The organism is Streptomyces sp. Y20 (assembly GCF_043195475.1).
In the GTDB taxonomy this organism is placed as follows: Bacteria; Actinomycetota; Actinomycetes; order Streptomycetales; family Streptomycetaceae; genus Streptomyces.
The window spans coordinates 599820-620372 of record NZ_JBIDDP010000003.1 but is presented as its reverse complement, the minus strand read 5'-3'; the positions used below and the strand labels follow the sequence as shown (position 1 = coordinate 620372).

15 protein-coding genes, 4 tRNA genes and 1 other RNA gene are annotated in these 20553 nt (G+C 73.5%); 10 read left to right on the top strand and 10 right to left on the bottom strand.

What is annotated here, in order from left to right; genetic code table 11:
* Positions 1-85: 85 nt before the first annotated feature.
* Genes purL through purS form a run of 3 tightly spaced genes read right to left on the bottom strand, consistent with a single transcriptional unit; the run spans position 86 to position 3281 of the window.
* Complete coding sequence (gene purL / locus ACGFT1_RS11150; RefSeq protein ID WP_373908708.1) at positions 86-2344, bottom strand: phosphoribosylformylglycinamidine synthase subunit PurL; 2259 nt, start codon at positions 2342-2344, stop codon at positions 86-88.
* Entirely contained in the window at positions 2341-3021 is a 681-nt protein-coding gene (gene purQ / locus ACGFT1_RS11145; protein WP_373908707.1) for a phosphoribosylformylglycinamidine synthase subunit PurQ, read from the bottom strand. The genes purL and purQ overlap by 4 nt, the downstream gene beginning before the upstream one ends.
* On the bottom strand, positions 3018-3281 hold the full coding sequence (gene purS / locus ACGFT1_RS11140; protein ID WP_373908706.1) for a phosphoribosylformylglycinamidine synthase subunit PurS: 264 nt from the start codon (positions 3279-3281) through the stop codon (positions 3018-3020). Before purS ends, purQ begins: the two co-directional genes overlap by 4 nt.
* Positions 3282-3614: 333 nt before the next feature.
* Between purS and ACGFT1_RS11135 the strand changes: the two genes are divergently transcribed.
* The 8 genes from ACGFT1_RS11135 to ACGFT1_RS11100 all read left to right on the top strand — a co-directional run bounded on the left by ACGFT1_RS11135 (position 3615) and on the right by ACGFT1_RS11100 (position 8217).
* Positions 3615-3932 carry an Lsr2 family protein gene (locus ACGFT1_RS11135; protein WP_020940956.1) on the top strand — a complete coding sequence of 106 codons (318 nt, stop codon included), beginning with the start codon at positions 3615-3617 and terminating at the stop codon, positions 3930-3932.
* A 166-nt stretch (positions 3933-4098) separates the two neighbouring features.
* A tRNA-Gly gene (locus ACGFT1_RS11130) sits at positions 4099-4170 on the top strand.
* Between the two features lie 79 nt (positions 4171-4249).
* Positions 4250-4322: transfer RNA gene (locus ACGFT1_RS11125), tRNA-Gly, on the top strand.
* A 170-nt stretch (positions 4323-4492) separates the two neighbouring features.
* A complete protein-coding gene (locus ACGFT1_RS11120) occupies positions 4493-5428 on the top strand; it encodes an ABC transporter ATP-binding protein (protein WP_373908705.1) in 936 nt (311 codons plus the stop codon).
* A 65-nt stretch (positions 5429-5493) separates the two neighbouring features.
* Positions 5494-6249 carry an ABC transporter permease gene (locus ACGFT1_RS11115; protein ID WP_373908704.1) on the top strand — a complete coding sequence of 252 codons (756 nt, stop codon included), beginning with the start codon at positions 5494-5496 and terminating at the stop codon, positions 6247-6249.
* Positions 6250-6265: 16 nt separating this feature from the next.
* Complete coding sequence (locus ACGFT1_RS11110; RefSeq protein ID WP_373908703.1) at positions 6266-7510, top strand: sensor histidine kinase; 1245 nt, start codon at positions 6266-6268, stop codon at positions 7508-7510.
* Positions 7507-8121 (top strand): response regulator, encoded by a 615-nt coding sequence (locus tag ACGFT1_RS11105; protein ID WP_373908702.1) that lies wholly within the window; start codon positions 7507-7509, stop codon positions 8119-8121. The genes ACGFT1_RS11110 and ACGFT1_RS11105 overlap by 4 nt, the downstream gene beginning before the upstream one ends.
* 23 nt (positions 8122-8144) lie before the next feature.
* Positions 8145-8217, top strand: a tRNA-Gly gene (locus ACGFT1_RS11100).
* A 44-nt stretch (positions 8218-8261) separates the two neighbouring features.
* On the opposite strand, the gene ACGFT1_RS11095 is transcribed toward ACGFT1_RS11100, so the two are convergent.
* The 6 genes from ACGFT1_RS11095 to ffs all read right to left on the bottom strand — a co-directional run bounded on the left by ACGFT1_RS11095 (position 8262) and on the right by ffs (position 17177).
* A complete protein-coding gene (locus tag ACGFT1_RS11095; protein ID WP_373908701.1) occupies positions 8262-9161 on the bottom strand; it encodes a phosphoribosylaminoimidazolesuccinocarboxamide synthase in 900 nt (299 codons plus the stop codon).
* A 70-nt stretch (positions 9162-9231) separates the two neighbouring features.
* Entirely contained in the window at positions 9232-10728 is a 1497-nt protein-coding gene (locus ACGFT1_RS11090; protein ID WP_373908700.1) for a N,N-dimethylformamidase beta subunit family domain-containing protein, read from the bottom strand.
* A 237-nt stretch (positions 10729-10965) separates the two neighbouring features.
* Positions 10966-12729, bottom strand: a complete 1764-nt coding sequence (locus ACGFT1_RS11085; protein WP_373908699.1) for a hypothetical protein — start codon at positions 12727-12729, stop codon at positions 10966-10968.
* Between the two features lie 343 nt (positions 12730-13072).
* Positions 13073-14353 carry a phosphoribosylamine--glycine ligase gene (purD, locus tag ACGFT1_RS11080; protein WP_373908698.1) on the bottom strand — a complete coding sequence of 427 codons (1281 nt, stop codon included), beginning with the start codon at positions 14351-14353 and terminating at the stop codon, positions 13073-13075.
* A gap of 341 nt (positions 14354-14694) precedes the next feature.
* On the bottom strand, positions 14695-16968 hold the full coding sequence (locus ACGFT1_RS11075) for a DNA polymerase III subunit gamma and tau (protein WP_373908697.1): 2274 nt from the start codon (positions 16966-16968) through the stop codon (positions 14695-14697).
* A gap of 110 nt (positions 16969-17078) precedes the next feature.
* Positions 17079-17177: signal recognition particle sRNA small type (gene ffs, locus ACGFT1_RS11070), an RNA gene on the bottom strand.
* Positions 17178-17273: 96 nt separating this feature from the next.
* Here ffs and ACGFT1_RS11065 point away from each other — a divergent pair.
* A tRNA-Ser gene (locus tag ACGFT1_RS11065) sits at positions 17274-17361 on the top strand.
* Between the two features lie 360 nt (positions 17362-17721).
* Positions 17722-17943: a hypothetical protein gene (locus ACGFT1_RS11060; RefSeq protein ID WP_121788003.1), complete on the top strand. Its 222-nt coding sequence runs from the start codon at positions 17722-17724 to the stop codon at positions 17941-17943.
* Positions 17944-18641: 698 nt separating this feature from the next.
* Here ACGFT1_RS11060 and ACGFT1_RS11055 read toward each other — a convergent pair.
* Positions 18642-20477, bottom strand: a complete 1836-nt coding sequence (locus ACGFT1_RS11055; protein WP_373908696.1) for a copper resistance CopC/CopD family protein — start codon at positions 20475-20477, stop codon at positions 18642-18644.
* Positions 20478-20553 lie beyond the last annotated feature (76 nt).

Here is a 20553-nt window from a genome sequence, read left to right as displayed (position 1 = left end):
GGGACCCGGGGACGACGCCGCCCCGGGCGGTACGCGCGAAAGCCCCGCCCGGTGCCGGGCAGGGCTTTCGGCGGGACCGCGGCCACTACGCCAGCAGCGCCGGGATCGTGCTCTCGTGGACCTCGCGGAGTTCGGTGAGGGTGAGGGTGAACTCGCCCTGCACCTCGACCGTGTCACCGTCCACGACACCGATGCGGGTGACCGGCAGGCCGCGCGCACCGCACATGTCGTTGAAGCGGACCTCCTCCGAGCGCGGCACGGCGACGATCGCACGGCCGGCCGACTCGGAGAACAGGAAGGTGAAGGCGTCCAGGCCGTCCGGGACGACCAGGCGGGCGCCCTTGCCGCCGAGCAGCGCCGACTCGACCACGGCCTGGACCAGGCCGCCGTCGGACAGGTCGTGCGCGGAGTCGATCATGCCGTCGCGGGAGGCGGAGATCAGGATCTCGGCCAGCAGCCGCTCCCGTTCCAGGTCCACCGTGGGCGGCATCCCGCCGAGGTGGTCGTGGATCACCTGCGACCAGGCCGAGCCGCCGAACTCCTCGCGGGTGTCGCCGAGGAGGTAGAGCAGCTGGCCCTCCTCCTGGAAGGCGACCGGGGTGCGGCGGGCGACGTCGTCGATGACGCCGAGGACGGCCACGACCGGGGTCGGGTGGATGGCGGCCTCGCCGGTCTGGTTGTACAGCGAGACGTTGCCGCCGGTCACGGGCGTGCCGAGCTGACGGCAGCCGTCGGCGAGACCGCGCACGGCCTCCGCGAACTGCCACATGACCGCCGGGTCCTCGGGCGAACCGAAGTTCAGGCAGTCGGAGACGGCCAGCGGCTTGGCGCCGGTGGTCGCCACGTTCCGGTAGGCCTCGGCCAGGGCCAGCTGGGCGCCGGTGTACGGGTCCAGCTTGGCGTAGCGGCCGTTGCCGTCCGTCGCGATCGCGACGCCGAGCCCGGTCTCCTCGTCCACGCGGATCATGCCGGAGTCCTCCGGCTGGGCGAGGACGGTGTTGCCCTGCACGAAGTGGTCGTACTGGGACGTGATCCACTTCTTGGAGGCCTGGTTGGGGGAGCCGACCAGCTTCAGAACCTGGTCCTTCAGCTCCTCGGAGGTCTCCGGGCGCGCCAGCTTGTTCGCGTCGTCCGCCTGGAGCGCGTCCTGCCAGTCGGGGCGCGCGTAGGGGCGCTCGTAGACCGGGCCCTCGTGCGCGACCGTGCGCGGGTCGACGTCGACGATCTTCTCGCCGTGCCAGAAGATCTCCAGCCGGTCGCCGTCGGTCACCTCACCGATGACGGTGGCGATGACGTCCCACTTCTCGCAGATCTCCAGGAACCGGCCGACCTTCTCCGGTTCCACGACCGCGCACATGCGCTCCTGCGACTCGCTCATGAGGATCTCCTCGGGCGAGAGCGTCGAGTCGCGCAGCGGTACGTCGTCCAGCGTCACGCGCATGCCGCCGGAGCCGTTGGAGGCCAGCTCGGAGGTGGCGCAGGACAGGCCGGCCGCACCGAGGTCCTGGATGCCGACGACCAGCTTCTCGCTGAACGCCTCCAGGGTGCACTCGATGAGGAGCTTCTCCTGGAAGGGGTCGCCGACCTGGACCGCGGGCCGCTTGGACGGCTTGGCGTCGTCGAAGGTCTCGGAGGCGAGGATCGAGGCGCCGCCGATGCCGTCGCCGCCGGTCCGGGCGCCGTACAGGATGACCTTGTTGCCCGTGCCGGAGGCCTTGGCGAGGTGGATGTCCTCGTGCCGCATCACACCGATGGCACCGGCGTTGACCAGCGGATTGCCCTGGTAGCAGGCGTCGAAGACGACCTCGCCGCCGATGTTGGGCAGGCCCAGGCAGTTGCCGTAGCCGCCGATGCCCGCGACCACGCCCGGCAGGACGCGCTTGGTGTCGGGGTGGTCGGCGGCGCCGAAGCGCAGCGGGTCCACGACCGCCACCGGGCGGGCGCCCATGGCGATGATGTCGCGGACGATGCCGCCGACGCCCGTGGCCGCGCCCTGGTAGGGCTCGACGTAGGAGGGGTGGTTGTGCGACTCGACCTTGAAGGTCACCGCGTAGCCCTGGCCGACGTCCACGACGCCGGCGTTCTCGCCGATGCCGACGAGCAGGGCGTCCGACTCGGGTGCCTTCTCGCCGAACTGGCGCAGGTGGACCTTGGAGGACTTGTACGAGCAGTGCTCGGACCACATGACCGAGTACATGGCGAGTTCGGCGCCGGTGGGACGGCGGCCGAGGATCTCCACCACCCGCTCGTACTCGTCCTTCTTCAGGCCCAGCTCGGCCCAGGGCAGCTCGACGTCGGGGGTTCCGGCCGCGTGCTCGACCGTGTCCAGAGGCGTCCGGCTCATGCGTTGACCAGCTTCTTGAGGATCGAGGTGAAGAAGGGGAGGCCGTCGGTGCGGCCGGTGCCGACGAGCGGCTCCACGGCGTGCTCCGGGTGCGGCATCAGCCCGACGACGTTCCCGGCCTCGTTGGTGATGCCGGCGATGTCGCGGAGCGAGCCGTTCGGGTTGAAGTCCACGTACCGGAAGGCGACCCGGCCCTCCGCCTCCAGCTCGTCCAGCGTGTAGGCGTCGGCGACGTACCGGCCGTCCATGTTCTTCAGCGGGATGTGGATCTCCTGACCGGCACGGTAGTCGCCGGTCCAGGCCGTCCCCGCGTTCTCCACCCGCAGCTTCTGATCGCGGCAGATGAAGTGGAGGTGGTCGTTGCCGAGCATCGCGCCCGGGAGGAGGTGGGCCTCGGTGAGGATCTGGAAGCCGTTGCAGATCCCGAGGACCGGGAGGCCGGCCTTCGCCTGTTCGACAAGGGTCTCCATGACCGGCGAGAAACGGGCGATGGCGCCGGCCCGCAGATAGTCGCCGTAGGAGAAACCGCCGCACAGGACGACGGCGTCGACCTGCTTGAGGTCCTTGTCCTTGTGCCACAGGGCGACCGGCTCGGCGCCCGCCAGACGGACCGCGCGCCGGGTGTCCTGGTCGTCCAGGCTGCCCGGGAAAGTGACGACGCCAATACGAGCGGTCACTTGGCCGCCTCCGCGACTTCCTCGACCCGGACGGTGAAGTCCTCGATCACGGTGTTGGCGAGGAAGGATTCCGCAAGATCGCGGATGCGGGTGAGCGCGGCCTCGTCGACCGGTCCGTCAACTTCCAGTTCGAAACGCTTTCCCTGACGTACGTCCGAGATCCCCTCGAAACCCAGGCGCGGCAGCGCACGCTGGACCGCCTGGCCCTGGGGGTCGAGGATCTCCGGCTTGAGCATGACGTCGACTACGACGCGTGCCACTGGCACTCCCGGTGTGTGGTGCTGAGCAGGTCCCTTCAGACTACCCGCACAAAATTTCTACGCGAGTAGAGTTGGAGGAAACTACGTGAGGCGCATCACGATCGGGTGTCGGACCTGCCCGCCCGTGAAAAATTCTGGGAAAGTTCGACCATCCTCCCGATCCGCCTATTGTGCTGGGACACGCGGGCGGATTTAGTCGGGCTTCACTTTGCAATGCCGGGCGCGGTACATTTGCATTGCCGGGCACCATACAAATGAATTGGCAATAGCCGATACCCGGCACGTCGTCGGCGATGAGCTGTATCGACGTGCCGCACGAAGGGACCGATATTCGTGGCGCAAAAGGTCGTGGTCACTCTCTTCGACGACATCGACGGCTCGGAAGCGGCGGAGACGATCGCCTTCGGACTCGACGGCCGGTCGTACGAGATCGACCTGAACGAAACCAACGCCAGGAAACTGCGCAAGGCGCTCGCGCCCTACGTCGAGGCCGGCCGCAAGCGGTCGCGGTCCGGCAAGGCGTACAAGCAGACCGAGGTCGCCCCCGACCCGGCGGCCGTCCGCGCCTGGGCCCAGGCCAACAAGATGGACGTGCCCGCGCGCGGGCGCATCCCGAAGAAGGTCTACGAGGCGTTCAGCGCCGCGCAGTGAGCCCGCGAAGGGGCGAGTCCTCAGGGTCCGTCAGCGGGCCCTGAGGACCGTGCACTTGGGGCGAACCGGGTCACAAGGGGAGCCGACTTGCGCAACCCCCCCGCCGATCGGCTAATGTCTGGGACACGCCGAGGGGCGAGGCCGGAAGGCCGGATCCCGAGGACACGCGGGTGTAGTTCAGTAGTAGAACATCCCCCTTCCAGGGGGAAGGCGCAGTGTGCAATTCCTGTCACCCGCTCTGCACCGCTGACATGACCACCCCGGTGGATCAGGTAGGCTGGTGCCGCACCGATCGGTGGGAGCCGGTCGGGGGCAGTGCGGACGTAGCTCAGTTGGTAGAGCGCAACCTTGCCAAGGTTGAGGTCGCGAGTTCGAGCCTCGTCGTCCGCTCGGGAAGAAGACCCCGGTCCACTGGACCGGGGTCTTCTCGTTGTCCGCCCCCTTGTCGCCCCCTCCCGTCGTCCGTCTCCTCCGTGTGCGTGACCCGTACTGACATATGTCATGCCGGGTGATGACACCGCGCACTGCCTGCCGGGCCGCGCCGCCGGGACGCTTGCTCCATGGACATCGACGGACACGAGCACGTGATCGAGGCCACCGGCCTCAGACGTGTCTACGGAGGCGGGTTCGAGGCCGTGCGCGGCATCACCTTCTCCGTGCGGCGCGGGGAGATCTTCGCCCTGCTGGGCACCAACGGTGCCGGGAAGACCTCCACGGTCGAACTGCTGGAAGGGCTCGCGGCACCCGCCGCCGGCCGGGTCCGGGTCCTCGGCCACGATCCCCACCGCGAACGGGCCGCCGTGCGCCCCCGCACCGGCGTGATGCTCCAGGAGGGCGGCTTCCCCGCCGAGCTGACCGTCGCCGAGACCGCCCGGATGTGGGCGGGATGCACCAGCGGGGCCCGGCCGGAACACGAGGTCCTCGCGCGGGTCGGGCTCGCGGACAAGCGGCGGGTGCGGGTCAAGCAGCTGTCCGGCGGGGAGCGCCGGCGCCTCGACCTGGCGCTCGCCCTGCTCGGCGATCCCGAGGTGCTCTTCCTCGACGAGCCGACGACCGGGCTCGACGCGGAGGGCCGCCGGGACACCTGGGCGCTGGTGCGGGAGCTGCGGGACGCGGGCACGACCGTGCTGCTCACCACGCACTACCTGGAGGAGGCCGAGGATCTCGCCGACCGGCTCGCCATCCTGCACGAGGGGCGCATCGCCGCCTGCGGCACCCCGGCCGAGGTCACCGCCGGCCGGCCGTCCCGGATCTCCTTCGAACTGCCCGCCGGCCACTTCCCCGGCGACCTGCCGCCCCTCGGCGGCCTCGGCGTCTGCGGACACGAGAACGACGGCCGAGTCGTGCGGCTGCGCACCCGCGAACTCCAGCGGACCGCCACCGCCGTCCTCGCCTGGGCCGAGCGGACCGGTGTCGAACTGCGCGGCCTGGAGATGCACCCGGCCTCCCTGGAGGAGGCCTTCCTCGGGATCGCCCGGGACGAGGTGGCGGCGTGAACGGCGTGCCCCCCGAAGCCGGAGCCGGCCGCGCGCACCGTGCGTCCCCCGGTGCCCCGGCGCCCGTGACCCGGCGACTGCGGGCGCTGGCCCTGGCCGAGCTGGTCCTGCTCGGCCGCAACCGCGGCGTCCTGTTCACCGCGCTCGTCGTGCCGCTCGCGCTGCCGTTCAGCGTGCGGCCCGCCCTGGACCAGGCGGGCCTGGAGAAGCACGGCGTGAGCGCCGGCGCGGCCCTGCTCACGGCCGCCGTCGCCTTCTCCCTGCTCTTCACCGTCTACACCGCGCTGGTCAACGTCTTCGTCGCCCGCCGCGAGGAACTCGTCCTCAAACGGCTGCGCACCGGCGAACCGACCGATGCCGAGATCCTCACCGGCACCGCCCTGCCCGCCATGGCCGTGGGGTTCGCGCAGGCGCTGCTGCTGTGCGCCGGGGGCGCGGTGCTGCTGCACGCCGGGGCCCCCAGGGCGCCGTACCTGAGTCTGCTGGGACTCGCGGCCGGGCTGGTGCTGAGTGCCGCGCTCGCCGGGCTGACCGCCTCCTTCACCCGGTCCGTGGAGAGCGGCCAGATCACCTCGCTGCCCCTGGTGTTCGTGACGATGATCGGCTCGGGGGTCGCGTTCCCCACAGAGGCCATGCCGGACGGACTGGCCTTCGTCTGCGAACTGCTCCCGCTGTCCCCGGCGATACGGCTCGTCCGGGCGGGCTGGACCGGGCAGCCGGGCGCGTACGAGATCCTGGGCGCCCTCGCGACCGCCCTGGCCTGGACGGTCGTGGCGGTGTTTGCTGTACGGCGGTGGTTCCGGTGGGAGCCGCGGCGCTGAGGGGCGGGGAGCGCGCATGACGGGGCGGATACGGCGCTGGCAGCAGCGGCAGTGGCGGGAGCGCAGCAAGGCCGAACGGGTCGAGCTGTACACCGTCGTCTCCTGGTACGTGTCGGTCTGGGTGTTCTCGCTCGGCTGGCTGCTTCTGCCCTTGGTGGCGGGGCTCGGCCACCGGCCCGTGGCGGTCGCTCTCGGCGCGCTGCTCGTCCTCGTCTCGGTCCTCCAGTGCGCGGTCTCCAACCGGCTCACCCGGTCCGCGCTCGACCACTACCTGGGGCGCGCCCGGCTGCCGGCCGGCGCGCACCGCGTCCCGGCGGTCCTGCTCGGGCTCGCCCTGGCGCTGGTCCTGGCCCTCTCCGCGCTGGACGCGGCTGACCCGATGACCGTCCGGTGGGTGGTCGCCGCCGTCCTGCTGCCGTTCGGACTGCTCCACGGACTCACCGTCCCCGTACGGGTGTTCCTGCGCCGGTCGGCGGTGCTCGCGACGCTGGTGTCGGGTGCCGTCTGGCTCACCGACCGCGACGGCGCCGGGCTCCTCGTGACCGCTCTGACGGCCGCTTTCCAAGCGGTGTTCGCGCTGTTCGCCTGCCGCGTCGGCGCCTGGACCCTGGCCGTGCTCTGGGAGGCGGAACGGGCCCGTGAGGCCGAGGCCCGCCTCGCGGTCGCCGAGGAACGGCTGCGGTTCGGGCGGGACCTGCACGACGTGCTGGGCCGGAACCTGTCCGTGATCTCCCTCAAGAGCGAACTGGCCGTCCAACTCGCCCGCCGGGGGCGGCCGGAGGCCGTGGAGCAGATGATCGAGGTGCAACGCGTCGCACAGGAGTCCCAGCGGGAGGTACGGGCCGTCGTACGGGGTTACCGCGAGGCCGACCTGGGGGCCGAACTCGCCGGGGCCGAGGGGGTGCTGGCGGCGGCCGGGATCGACTGCTCGGTGCGTGCGGAGGTCCGCGGGCTGCCCGCCGAGGTGCAGTCCGCGCTCGGCTGGGTGGTGCGTGAGGCGACCACCAACGTGCTGCGGCACGGGAACGCGGGGCGGTGCGACGTGGGGCTGTCCGTGCGGGAGGGACATGTGGTGCTGACGGTGGAGAACGACGGGGTCCCGGACGGGCCGGGCGGCGGCGGCACGGGACTCGCCGGGCTGCGGGAGCGGCTGGCCGCCGTCGACGGGACCCTTCAGGCGGGCGTGGTCGGGACCGCACGCGACCGGTTCCGGCTGGTCGCCGACGTGCCCCTGACCCAGGTGGAAGGAGTCACCCCGTGAACGCTCCGGTACGGCTGCTGCTCGCGGACGACGAGCATCTGATCCGGGGGGCGCTGACCGCGCTGCTCTCGCTGGAGGACGATCTGCTGGTCGTCGCCGAGGCGGCCACCGGGCCCGAGGCACTGGCCATGGCCCGGGCGCACACCCCCGACGTGGCCGTGCTCGACCTTCAGATGCCTGGCGCCGACGGTGTGAAGGTCGCCACATCCCTGCGTACGGAGCTGCCCGGCTGCCGGGTGCTGATCGTCACCGGGCACGGACGGCCCGGGCATCTCAAACGGGCGCTCGCGGCCGGTGTGCGCGGGTTCGTCCCGAAGACCGTCAGCGCCCGGCGTCTCGCCGAGATCATCCGGACGGTGCACGCGGGAAACCGTTACGTGGATCCGGAGTTGGCCGCCGACGCGATCTCCGCGGGCGACTCGCCGCTGACCGCGCGGGAGGCCGAGGTGCTGGAGCTGGCCGCCGACGGCGCGCCCGTCGCGGAGATCGCCGAGCGGGCCGCGCTGTCCCCGGGGACCGTGCGCAACTACCTCTCCTCGGCCGTCACGAAGCTCGGCGCCGAGAACCGGCACACCGCGGTGCGTCTCGCCCGCGAGCGCGGTTGGGTATAGTTGCTCTCGCGCCACGGCGCCACGCGGACGTAGCTCAGTTGGTAGAGCGCAACCTTGCCAAGGTTGAGGTCGCGAGTTCGAGCCTCGTCGTCCGCTCGGGATGAGCCCCCCGGTTTCCACCGGGGGGCTTCTTCGTTCCCCTACGACCAGCTGGTCCCCGTCAGCCGCTCGTACGCCTCCACGTACTTCTGGCGGGTCGCCGCCACGACCTTCTCCGGCAGCGGCGGCGGGGGCTGCTCGCTCTTGCGGTCCCAGCCGGACTCCGGCGAGGTCAGCCAGTCGCGCACGAACTGCTTGTCGTACGACGGCTGCGCCCGGCCCGGCTGCCACTGGTCGGCCGGCCAGAAGCGGGACGAGTCCGGGGTGAGGATCTCGTCGGCGAGGACGAGCGTGTCACCGTCGAAGCCGAACTCGAACTTGGTGTCCGCCAGGATGATGCCCCGGTCCCGGGCGATGTCCCGGGCGCGCGCGTACACGGCGAGCGTGGCCTGGCGCAGCTCGGCGGCGGTGTCCGCGCCGACCTGGCGGGCCACCTCCTCGTAGGAGACGTTCTCGTCGTGCTCGCCGACCTCGGCCTTGGTGGCCGGGGTGAAGATCGGGGCGGGCAGTTCCGAGCCGTCCACGAGTCCCTCGGGGAGGGCGAGCCCGCAGACCGTGCGGGACTCCCGGTACTCCAGCAGGCCGGAGCCGGTGAGGTAGCCGCGCGCCACGCACTCCACCGGGACCATGCGCAGCGACTTGCAGACCAGTGTGCGGCCCTCCCAGTCGGCGGGGGCGCCCTCGGGGACGTCCGTGCTGATGACGTGGTGGGCGGCCAGGTCGCGCAGCTGGTCGAACCACCACAGGGAGAGCCGGGTCAGGACGCGGCCCTTGTCGGGGATCTGGGTGGGTAGCACCCAGTCGAAGGCGGACATGCGGTCACTGGCGACCATCACGAGGTCGCCCGCCTCGTTGCGGTACAGCTCGCGCACCTTCCCGGTGTGCAGGTGCACCAGGCCCGGAACCTCGATCGGCTCGGGCTTTTCTACGAATCCGGACACGGTTCCTCCCCGTGGGTCTGTCCAATCGCCTCGATTCTCCCGTATGGGGGCGATCGGCCGCGCCCGGGGGTCAGTCGCGCTTGCAGATGCGGTCCAGCAGGTTCGCCGTGGCGCGCTGGACACGGGCGTCCAGGTGCTCGGGGCGGTCCAGGGCCGGGGACCAGGCGAAGGTGCCTGAGGCGAACACCCAGGCGCCGGAGGGCGCGCGGTAGAGGGAGGTCTCCTGGTGGCGCAGGACGCCGTCGTTGTCCGTGTAGGGGGAGTGCGCGAGCAGGATCCGCTCGTCGTGCTCCGGCAGCGGGGTGCGCGGGAAGTAACGGTCCGCCTCGCCGGCGACCAGACCCTCGATCGCGTCGCCCTCGTGGGCGCCGGTCGCCTCCCACAGCCAGTGGTCGGCGTTGCGGACGATCAGCGGGTGCGGCTCGGGGACGCGGCCCGCGTACTGGATGCCGGCCAGCTGCTGCTCGGGCCGGTCGACCTCGCGCCACAGCACCGGCCGGCCGGGGCCCTTGCGTTTGCGGCAGGTCAGCAGCCGGTCCGGGACGCCGGACGGGGACGGTCCCAGCTCCACCCGCCAGTACATGGTGTTGGCCGAGAGGAACACCAGTGAGGTGCCGCGGGCGCGGGCGTCCTCGACGGCGCGGCGCATCGGCACCGACCAGTACTCGTCGTGGCCGGGGAAGACCAGGCCCCGGTAGCGGGTGGGGTCGACGCGGCCGGCGTGCAGGTCACGGGCGTCTGCGTAGGCGAGGTCGTAGCCGTAGCGCTCGGCCCAGCGGATGAAGTCGTAGGCGTGGCCGACGTGCAGGGGCAGGCCCGCGCCCGCGTACGGGCGGTCGAAGGAGACGGTGGTGGCCGCGTCGGCCTCGCCGAGGAGACGGCCGTGCTCGTCCCAGGCGTGGTAGAGGCTGGCGCCGGTGTGGCCGTCCTCCGGATACAGGTTGTAGGCCTGCCAGGTGATGTCCGGCAGCAGCAGGAGCAGATCGGCGGGGTGGTCGTCGCGGACCGTGAACGGCACGTGGGAGCGGTAGCCGTCGACGGTGGTGAGGACGGCCACATAGGCGCCGATGTTCCAGTAGGAAGGCACCTGGAGGCGCCAGGACAGCCACCAGTGGTGGCAGGAGACCGTGCGGTCGGCGGTCAGCGGCGGGGGCTGGACGATGCCGGAGAGCCGGGGGCTCGTGGTGATCTTGGACGCGCCGTCGCCGCCGTAGTGGCCGATGCGGTAGATGTCGACGCTGAACTCCTGCGGCGGGTCGACCGTGACGTGGAAGTCGATCGCCTCGCCCGGTGCGACCGCGCCGGTGGCGGTGAAGCCCTTGATCTGGCGGTGCACGTCGTCGGCCGAACGGGGCCCGGCACCCGACCGCGGTGCGGGAACACGCGCGCCGGACCTGCCGGTGGACTGCTGCGGGCTGGGGTCGACGTACCAGGGGACGACGTGACCGGTGTCGTCGAAGTACGTCTCACTGCCGCGCAGCCACGGCACCGGGCCCTGACCGAAGGGGTCCGTGACGGCGTGCGCGAGTGCTCCGGACTCCCAGCGGCGGATGTGGTCCGAGGCCATGGTCGCTCCCCTCCCTGGTGCCCCCGTGTCCTGTTCGTGCACGCCGGGCCGTGCCCGCCCGTGCTGCCGTATGCGGTGTCGTACGTCGCCGTGTCGTATGTCGTGAGCCTTTGCCAACGGCGTGGTCGGTCCCAGCACATCACATAACGCACGGGCCCGGTCACTAGTCGTTGCGAATTGACCTGAAGTGGAAGTCGTCTTTCCGTTACGGCGGACGGTGCGGACGGGACGGCGGGGTCAGACGAGCCGTACGGGCTTCTCGGGGCGTATGCCGGACGCGGCCAGCCAGTCCCGCAGCGGGCCCGGGTCCCCCTCCTCTATCAGGCTCAGCACCCTGGGCGTCAGATCGGCGGCCCGCTCGCCGTCCAGCAGCAGGGACGGGCCGTCCAGCCAGTCCAGGGCCGGAGCCGCACCGGCGGTGTCGACGGCCGCGCAGCACACCATCGCGGTGACATGGTCGGTGAGCAGCTCGCGGGCGGTGCGCGGCGGTTGCAGCGGGAAGAGCGGCAGACCGCCGCCGTCCCACAGGTCGCTCTCCGCGCTGCGCCGGGCCGCGCCGGCGCCCGTCACGGCACCTTCCTCCCGGGCCACCTCGGCACTCAGCCCGGCGGCGAGAACCGCACTGCGCTCGGTGGTGGGATCGGGATCCTCTTCGTCGCCGCGGGAAGCGCCGGTACCGGTGGCGGCGACGGGAGCCGCGGCCCGGCCGGCCGGTTCCGTGAGGTGGTCCAGGACGCGGGCCAGGGTGGCGGCGCCGGGATCGGGGGCGGCGGGGTCCGGGGAGGGGCGCACGCCCAGGGCGTCCAGGACGCGGTGCAGGCGGGCCGCGTGGGCGCGCCAGGCGCGGTCCACGACCTCCTCCGGATACGCCTGCCAGTCCACCGGGGCCCAGTCCTGACCGGTCTCGGCCGGGCCGCCGTGGAAGAGGCGGGCGGCGAGCAGCGAGGCGGCCTCGTCCACGGCGCCGGGCTCCTCCAGCAGGTCACAGGCGGGGCGCTCGCCGAGCCGGGAGGCGAAGCCCTCGGCGAGACGGTCACGGCGGGACAGCTCGGTGAGCGCCGCCACCACGCCCGCGTCCAGCCGGGCGGGCCAGCGGCCCATGCGCCAGGCGGGCAGCGCCACCCTGGTCAGCAGCCGGTCCCAGCCGGCGTAGGCGAGTCCCACCTGCTCCTGGGCGACGATCCGCAGGCCGTAGTCCACCGTCTTGGCGCGCTCGGCCGCCGCCGCCGCGACCCCGCGCTCCATCAGCGTGGCGTGCTCCCGGCAGCCGCGCAGCAGCAGCCGGGCCACCCAGCCGAGGGCCGCGCACAGCCCGCGCACCGGCGGACAGCGCCCCGGTGTCGAGGCGACGGCCACGGCCGCGTCCAGCCCGCGCACGAAGCGGCGGGCGGCGGCTATGTCCGGGTGCGCCGAGGGGCCCGTACCCGCGATGACCGGGGCGAGGACCGCGCGCAGCTCGCCGACGCGCATCCACCACAGGAACGGGGAGCCGATGACGAGGACCGGCGCGGCCGGGGTCCGGCGGCGGGCCGGGGCTGCCGGCCCGCCGGGCGCCGGCCCGTCCGGCGCGGGGCGCGGAGGCGGACCGTGGGCCGCGTGGGTGCGGTCCTCCAGCCAGCTGTCGCAGTCAGGGGTGAGCGCTATGGCGGACGGGACCGGCACGTCCAGGCGGTCGGCCAGGTCGCGCACCATCCGGTACAGGTCCGGGGCGGTCCTCTCCGCGATCGGCACCGTGGGGCTCACGGCGGGGCGGGCCCGGGCGACGACCAGGCCGACACCGGCTGCGGCCAGCAGCACCAGCACGGCGAGCACGCCCACCGTCCAGCGGGCGGCGTCCCACGCCGGGCCGGCGAGACGGCCGGTGGAGGCGCCGGCCAGCAGGATCACCGCGGCGCCCGCGGGCAGCAGGGCGACGGCCAGCGCCCGGCCCCGCACCCGCAGCACCGCGAGCGCCCGGGAACGCGCGGCCTGCGCGCCCGCCTCCACACCGATTCCGGTCACGTGCCGACCTCGCCCCCTCGCTGTCCGACGTGTGCCGTTCTGGTCTTGCTCACTCCCCCACTGTGGCACCCGCCGCTGACATCGCAATGCCGGTGGGGCCAAGTGCCGGAACGCTTGCGCGGCACCCTAGTTGGGGCCCAGGCGCCAGTCAGCCGTATGGGCGATCGCTCACTCGATGGAATGGCTTTGGTCAGAGCTGGGTGACAGACAGCGAAGATCAGGCCCCGGATCGCAATCCGGGGCCTGAGGGAGAAGGAGCAGGTCGCACAAGGGGGCGCGCAAGGACCGGACAGGGCCCGCGGCCGGAGGGCCGGCCCGCCGGCCGCACCGCCTTCGCCTCGGGTCAGCCCTCCGGCTGCGCCACCTTCCTGGCGATGTCCGTGCGGTACTGCGAGCCGTCGAGCCGGATCCGGCCCACCGCCCGGTACGCCCGCGTCCGCGCCTCGGCCAGGTCCGTGCCGGTGGCCGTCACGGACAGCACCCGGCCGCCCGCGCTGACGACCGCGTCGCCGTCCCGCCGGGTGCCGGCGTGCAGCACGTACGCGTGCGGGGCGTCCTCGGCGACCACCTCGTCCAGACCGGTGATCGGGTCCCCGGTACGCGGGGTGCCCGGGTAGTTGTGCGAGGCGACGACGACCGTGACGGCCGCGTCCTCGCTCCAGCGCAGGGGCGGCAGGTCGGCCAGGGTGCCGGTGGCGGCGGCCATGAGGACACCGGCCAGCGGGGTCCTCAGACGGGCCAGCACGACCTGCGTCTCCGGGTCACCGAAACGGGCGTTGAACTCGATGACCCGGATCCCGCGCGAGGTGATCGCGAGACCGGCGTAGAGCAGTCCCGAGAAGGGCGTGCCCCGGCGGCGCATCTCGTCCACCGTCGGCTGGAGCACCGTCTCCAGCACCTCGTCGACCAGCTTCGGGTCGGCCCACGGCAGCGGCGAGTACGCGCCCATGCCGCCGGTGTTCGGGCCCTCGTCGCCGTCCAGCGCACGCTTGAAGTCCTGGGCGGGCTGGAGCGGTACGACCGTCCGCCCGTCGGTGACGGCGAACAGGGAGACCTCGGGACCGTCGAGGAACTCCTCGATCACCACGCTCCCCCGCTTCCCGGGAGGCGCCCCCATGCACGCCGCGGCGTGCGCCTTGGCGGCCTCCTGGTCGGAGGTGACGACGACGCCCTTGCCGGCGGCGAGGCCGTCGTCCTTGACGACGTAGGGAGCGCCGAACGCGTCGAGCGCGACGGCGGCCTCCTCCGCGGTGGTGCAGACGTAGGACCGGGCGGTCGGCACCCCGGCCCGCGCCATGACGTCCTTGGCGAAGGCCTTGGAGCCCTCGATCCGCGCGGCCTCGCCGGAGGGGCCGAACACGGGAACGCCCGCGGCGCGGACGGCGTCGGCCACCCCGGCGACCAGTGGGGCCTCCGGGCCGACGACGACCAGGTCGGCCCCGAGACGGGTGGCCAGCCCGGCCACCGCGGCACCGTCGAGCGCGTCGACCTGGTGCAGCTCGGCGACCTCGGCGATGCCGGCGTTGCCGGGGGCGCAGTGCAGCGCGGTGACGTCGGGATCGAGGGACAGGGAGTGGCACAGGGCGTGTTCGCGGGCGCCGGTTCCGATGACGAGGACCTTCACGCGCCCAGCCTAATGGCAAGGTCGCCGAACCCAGGGGGGCGGGTTTGTCGTACGTTCCTCCGAACGGGGCGGCTACCCGCTCCGGCTCTGCTCACCCCACGGGACAGACACCCCCCGGACGGACCCGTCGCCCGGGGCGGCGCGGCATCCGGCGGCGCCGGGCGTCACCGGCCGGGGCGGTCCGTCAGCCGGCGAGGCGAGGTGTCGTTCGGCGGGCCGACCCGTCACTCGACGGTCCGGGCCCGTCACCCGGGGCCTCCGCTCAGCCGGCGGGGCACGCGGCACCCCGGGCGACCGTCACCCGGGAGTGCCGTACCGCGGCTCGACCGGGGAGCGGCCTGTCACTCGTTGGCGATTTCCTCCACCACCGTCGCTCCCAGTTCCCGCACGATCAGCTCGTGGCCGGAGAGTGCCGACTCGTCCAGGTCCGGGTCGTCGTCCTCGGGGGTGTCGTCCTCGGGGGCGACGGACCGTGGTTCGGGGGCGGCCACCGGCCGGGGAGCAGGGGCGGGCGCGGCGGACGCGCTGTGCGGGGCGGCGGGGGCCTGGGGCGCCGCGGGGCGGGGGGCGGCGGCCGGTGCGCCGTAGCCACCGCCGGGGGCGCCGCCGTGGCCGGCCGTGGGAGCGCCGCCGTAGCCACCGCCGCCGTAGCCGGACGGGCCGCCCGGGGCTGCCGGGGCGGAGCCGCCACCGGACGGGTCGACGACCGCCTCGATCTTCCAGTGCACGTTGAACTGCTCGGTCAGCGCCTGCCGCAGCACGTCCTCGCTGCCGCTGCCGGCGAAGTTGTCACGGGCACCGGCGTTGACGAAGCCGAGCTGGAGCGTGGTGCCGTCGAAGCCGGTCACCTGGGCGTTCTGGCTGAGCAGGATCCAGGTGAAGCGGCGGCGGTTCTTCACGGCCTCCAGGATGTTGGGCCAGAGCGAGCGCGGGTCGGGGCCGCCGGCAGGGGCGGGCGCCGGGGCCGCCGGTGCGGGCGCGGCCCGGCTCGGCTGGGGCTGCGGCTGGGCGGGGGCCGCCGGGCCGGCACCCTGGCCCGGCCCGGCCTCCGCCGGAGCGGCGGCCGTCGGCCAGCCACCGGGACGCCTGCCGCCACCGGCGGTGGCCGCGGTGGGCCAGGCGCCGGGGGCCGGGGCGGCCGGCGGTGGCGCCGGGGCCTGGGCGGCGGGTGCGGAGACGGCGGCCTGGGCCGGAGCCGGGGTGGGCGTGGGGGCCGGGGTGGGAACCGGGGCGGGCGCCGGAGCAGGGGCCGTGGGCGCGGCAGCGGCCTCAGGCCCGTCCGCGGCGGCCGGATCCGCGGGAGAACCCGGACCTCCCCCCCGTACGGCCGCGCGGGCCGCCGCGGGGCCGCCGCCGGGCGGCACGGCCACCGCACCGGCGCCCGCGAGGGCCGCGCCGTGGGCTTCCGGACCCGGGGCGTAGCCCATGGCGGGCGCGCCGGCGCCGCCGGAGAACTGGACGCCGCGCTCGATGCGGTCGAGGCGGGCCATCAGCGACCGCTGGTCGCCGTAGGCGGCGGGCAGCAGCACGCGGGCGCAGATCAGTTCCAGCTGCAGGCGGGGCGAGGTGGCGCCGCGCATCTCGGTGAGACCCTCGTTGACGAGGTCGGCGGCGCGGCTCAGCTCGGCGGCGCCGAAGGTGCCGGCCTGGGCCTGCATGCGCTCCAGGACGTCGGCCGGGGCGTCGATGAGCCCCTTCTCCAAGGCGTCCGGCACCGCGGCGAGGATGACCAGGTCCCGCAGCCGCTCCAGCAGGTCGGCGACGAACCGCCGCGGATCGTTGCCCCCCTCGATGACATGGTCGACGACCTCGAAGGCGGCGGCCCCGTCGCCCGTGGCGAAGGCCTCGACCACGGAGTCGAGCAGGGAGCTGTCCGTGTATCCGAGGAGGGACGTGGCCATGGCGTATGTCACACCCTCCGCCCCGGCGCCGGCGAGCAGCTGGTCCATGACGGACATGGAGTCACGCACGGACCCGGCACCGGCGCGCACGACCAGCGGCAGCACGCCGTCCGCGACCGGGATGTCCTCTCGCCGGCACACCTCGGCGAGGTATTCCCGCAGGGTGCCCGGGGGGACGAGCCGGAAGGGGTAGTGGTGCGTACGCGACCGGATCGTGCCGATGACCTTCTCGGGCTCGGTGGTCGCGAAGATGAACTTCAGATGCTCGGGCGGCTCCTCGACGACCTTCAGCAGGGCGTTGAAGCCGGCCGACGTGACCATGTGGGCCTCGTCGATGATGTAGATCTTGTACCGGCTGCCGGCGGGGCCGAAGAAGGCCTTCTCGCGCAGGTCACGGGCGTCGTCCACGCCTCCGTGGGAAGCGGCGTCGATCTCGATGACGTCGATCGAACCCGGTCCGTTGCGGGCCAGGTCCTGGCAGGACTGGCAGGTGCCGCACGGGGTGGGGGTGGGACCCTGCTCGCAGTTCAGGCAACGGGCGAGGATGCGCGCGCTGGTCGTCTTGCCGCATCCCCGGGGACCGCTGAACAGGTACGCGTGATTGACCCGGTTGTTCCGCAGCGCCTGCTGCAACGGGTCGGTGACATGCTCCTGCCCGATGACCTCGGCAAAGGTCTCCGGTCGGTAGCGGCGGTACAGCGCGAGAGACGACACGCTTACGAGGTTAATGGCGCCCACCGACAACGGGCTCCGCCCGCAGACCCCGGGAACGCGGACTTCAGGAGCGCGGACCTGAACGCAGACCTCGGGAACGCGGACCCGGGAACGCAAGCGCCCCCCACGCACCCGCCAGAGCCGACCTACCCTTGCTGCCTTCCGGCCCTGGGGGAGTTCAGTCAGATAGCGCCGCGTGAGGGGCTGCGCCCACAGTACCCGATGCGGGCCCGCGGTCAGTACCCGGTGCGGGCCCGCGGGAACGGGTTCGTGAGCACCCCCCACGGTCATGTAATGTTTGCGGCGGAGGATTCGCCTAGAGGCCTAGGGCGCACGCTTGGAAAGCGTGTTGGGGGCAACCCCTCACGAGTTCGAATCTCGTATCCTCCGCCAGTGCCTCACCGGGCACGATGTCGAAGGGCCCCACCGTTCACGGTGGGGCCCTTCGGCGTTGCCCGTCCGGCCGAGGGAGCGGGGACGATCGACGCCGGACGCCGGACGCCGAGAGGATCCGACGCGGCACGCCGGAACGAGCGAGGCGGGACACCGGAACCAGCCGGGGCCGGATGTCGGAAACGACCCGAGGTCCGGCGGTCACCTCGGCCGGCAGCCGCCTGGCCGTGGAAGGCGCAGGTCACGGGCGGGGCGGTCGCATCCCGCCCCCGCACGGCCGGTGCCGGCCGGACCCCCGCCTTGATAACGGATGTGTACGGCCGCAGCGGACCGGAGCCACTTGGGCGCATACTGGGGACAATGACAAAGCCTGCTGCACCCAAGCGTCACTTGCCGACCAGCCCCTTCAAGGCCCCGGCCGCACCGGCTCCCAAGCATTTCGCCGTGGGCGACCAGGTCACACACGACATGTACGGCCTCGGCCGCGTGATCGGCGTCGAGGAAGGAATCGCGGTCCTCGTCGATTTCGGCTCTGCGCAGATGCGGATCCTGAGCCCGTACGCCAAGATGACCAAGCTGTAGACCGCCGTGCCCGGGCACGGCACGCCGGGCCCCGACAGGGGCCCGTAACGAAAGAGAGACCTCTCATCGAACCCACGTCGCTGTTCTCCGCTCCGGAAGGCCAGCCCAGCAGTTCCACCGCGGGCTCGCCGCGTCCGGCGACGAACCCCTTCCAGGCCCCGGACTTCGGGGAGGACGAGACGCTCTGGACCGAGGATGCCGAGGACCAGGGCCCTGACAGTGTCCCCGACATGCGCGTGGCGCGGCGCGCGGCGGCCTAGCCCCACCCGAGCGCCTCGCGCGGCCGCCGGCCCGGTGCGGCCCGCCTCCACAGGCGGCCGGCCGCTACCTCCTGCCCGGCGACTCCGGTCTCCTCCGCGACGTCGGACGGCGTGCCGCCGCGCCCCATGACGATCCACCGCGTGGTGCCGCGCCCACCGTACGGCGGTGAACAGCCGCACCGTGCTGACCAGGTTGCCCGGGGAGCGGCGCTCCCCGCCGATCTTCCGGTGCTGGTCCGGGTGGAGGGTGACGGATTCGCGCGCCCGCGCCGTCCCGTCTCGTCTCGCTCATCCTCCTGCGTGACCGCGTGAGTTCTGGCCGCGGTCCAGGCCCCCGTTGACGCCCTTGCACTCCTGCGTGCGCACTCCTGCGTGCGCACTCCTGCGTGCGCTTCGGCCCCCCAGGCAGCCGCTGCCTGCCCTGCCGAGCCGAAGCGGCTAGCGCGTCACCCGTAGCGGTGCCGTCACCGTCACCTGGTCGAGGTCAGAGACGCGGACCGTCGCCTTCATCGTCCACGTGCCGGGCAGGGGCAGGGTGAAGGAGGGGGCGGACCAGTAACCGCCGCGGTCGGTGACGCGCGTGTCCAGGGGGCCCAGGTGCCGGGACGGGAGCGTGAGGGTGACGCGGAGTCCGGGGACGGTGGAGAGGCCGCCGTCGGCGCCGTAGACCACCGCTTGGACGGAACCGGTGCCGACGCGGCCGGGGTCCAGGGTGATCTGGACCGTGCCCCGGCCCCCGGGGGCGCCGGTGTCGAAGGGGATGGTGGTGACGGATGCCGAGGGGATGCCGGCCGTCACCGGGGCGCCGGCCGGCGCGGACCCGGTCGCCGCGCGGCCGGGCTCGGTGCTGGTCAGGAGTGTGGTCAGGGCCAGGACCAGCAGGGCGACCGTCGCCTCCGCCAGCACCGAGCGCCGCAGCAGGTGGAGTGGGACGGCGGGGGCGGGCTCCGGGGGTTCCGGGGGCAGCGGGGGGCCCGTGGCCGGTTCGGGCACGCGTGCGCGGGCGGGGGTGGCGGCCCGGGTGAGGCGGGCGGTCCAGGTGCGTGAGCAGGCCGCCGCCAGGAGGAGCGCGGCGACCGCGGCGAGCTTGGCCAGGAGGGTACGGCCGTACGTCGTGTCCGTCAGCGCCTGCCAGGAGCCGAGGCCCCGCCAGGACTGGTAGACGCCGGTCAGGGCCAGGACCGTCACCGAGACGGCGGCCAGGCGGGAGAAGCGGGCCGGGACCGTCGCCGGCAGGCCGCCCGGCGCCGTGGTGTGCCGGAACGTCCACAGGAGGGCGGCCAGGCCGCCGAGCCAGGCCGCCATGGCCAGCAGGTGCAGGGTGGCGGAGACGATCGCGGCCGGGACCTGGATGCCCGCCGAGGCGTGGTCGGACGCCGGCCAGGTCAGGGACAGGGCGACGGCGAGGACCGCGGCCGCCGCGAGACCGGCACGGCGCGGGAGCCGGACCCGGCGGGTTCCCGGCAGGGCCACGGCCACCGCGGCCGGCAGCAGCAGCGCCAGCCGGGTCAGGAGTAGTTGCCCCGGGCGGGTCGTCGCCGTGTGGGTCAGGCCGGAGAGTTCGAGGGCGGTCGCCGGGGAGGCCGCCTCCTCGTAGGGGGCGCGCAGGAGGTACAGCGCGACGGTGGACAGGACGAGCGTGACCACGGCGGCCAGGGCCGGGGCGCGCAGGTGGGCCGTCTCCGGCGGACGGCAGTACGCCACGAACGCGGCCGTGCCCAGGAGCAGGGCGAGGGAGAGGTAGGCGAGGTAGCGGGCGATGGTGTGCAGGGCGGTGGTCGCCCCGTTCTCCGTGCGCTCCGGGGGCGGGGCCACCGGGGCCGCCGTGCGCTCGCCGACCGAGAAGGTGAGGGCGCCGGACACCGGGTGGCTGTCGGCCGACACCACCCGCCAGGCGACCGTGTACGTGCCGGTGGCCAGCCGGGCGGGCAGGGACACGCGGGCCGTGTCGGAAGAGCCGGGCGCGTGGCCGGCGGGGCCGGTGCGGAGCCGGTGGTTGCGGGGGTCGTACACGCGGAAGGAGTCGGTCAGCAGGCCGACCGACTCGGTGAAGGTGAGGGTGACGTGGCGGGGGGCCGTGCGCAGGACCGTTCCGTCGGCGGGGTCCGAGGCGCGCAGGACGGCGTGCGCGGAGGCGGGGGCGGCCGTGCCCAGCACCAGGCCCGGCAGGAGAGCGAGCAGGAGCGCCGGGAGCAGCAGGAGCGCCGGGAGCGGGCGCCTCGTGGCACTTCGGGTGTGCCGCCGCGCCGGTCGCCGGGGTCCGTCGCGCAGCACCGTCGTCAGCCTCCGTCCCCACGACCACGTGCACCAGTGCCGGTGCCTCGGTAGGGGTACGGGAAGAAACGCCCGT

What these genes read in the sequence shown, in the direction of transcription:
- purL (WP_373908708.1), bottom strand. Translation starts at nt 2,344, where the DNA reads ATGAGCCGGACGCCTCTGGACACGGTCGAGCACGCGGCCGGAACCCCC.
- ACGFT1_RS11120 (WP_373908705.1), top strand. Translation starts at nt 4,493, where the DNA reads ATGGACATCGACGGACACGAGCACGTGATCGAGGCCACCGGCCTCAGA.
- ACGFT1_RS11110 (WP_373908703.1), top strand. Translation starts at nt 6,266, where the DNA reads ATGACGGGGCGGATACGGCGCTGGCAGCAGCGGCAGTGGCGGGAGCGC.
- ACGFT1_RS11090 (WP_373908700.1), bottom strand. Translation starts at nt 10,728, where the DNA reads ATGGCCTCGGACCACATCCGCCGCTGGGAGTCCGGAGCACTCGCGCAC.
- ACGFT1_RS11060 (WP_121788003.1), top strand. Translation starts at nt 17,722, where the DNA reads ATGACAAAGCCTGCTGCACCCAAGCGTCACTTGCCGACCAGCCCCTTC.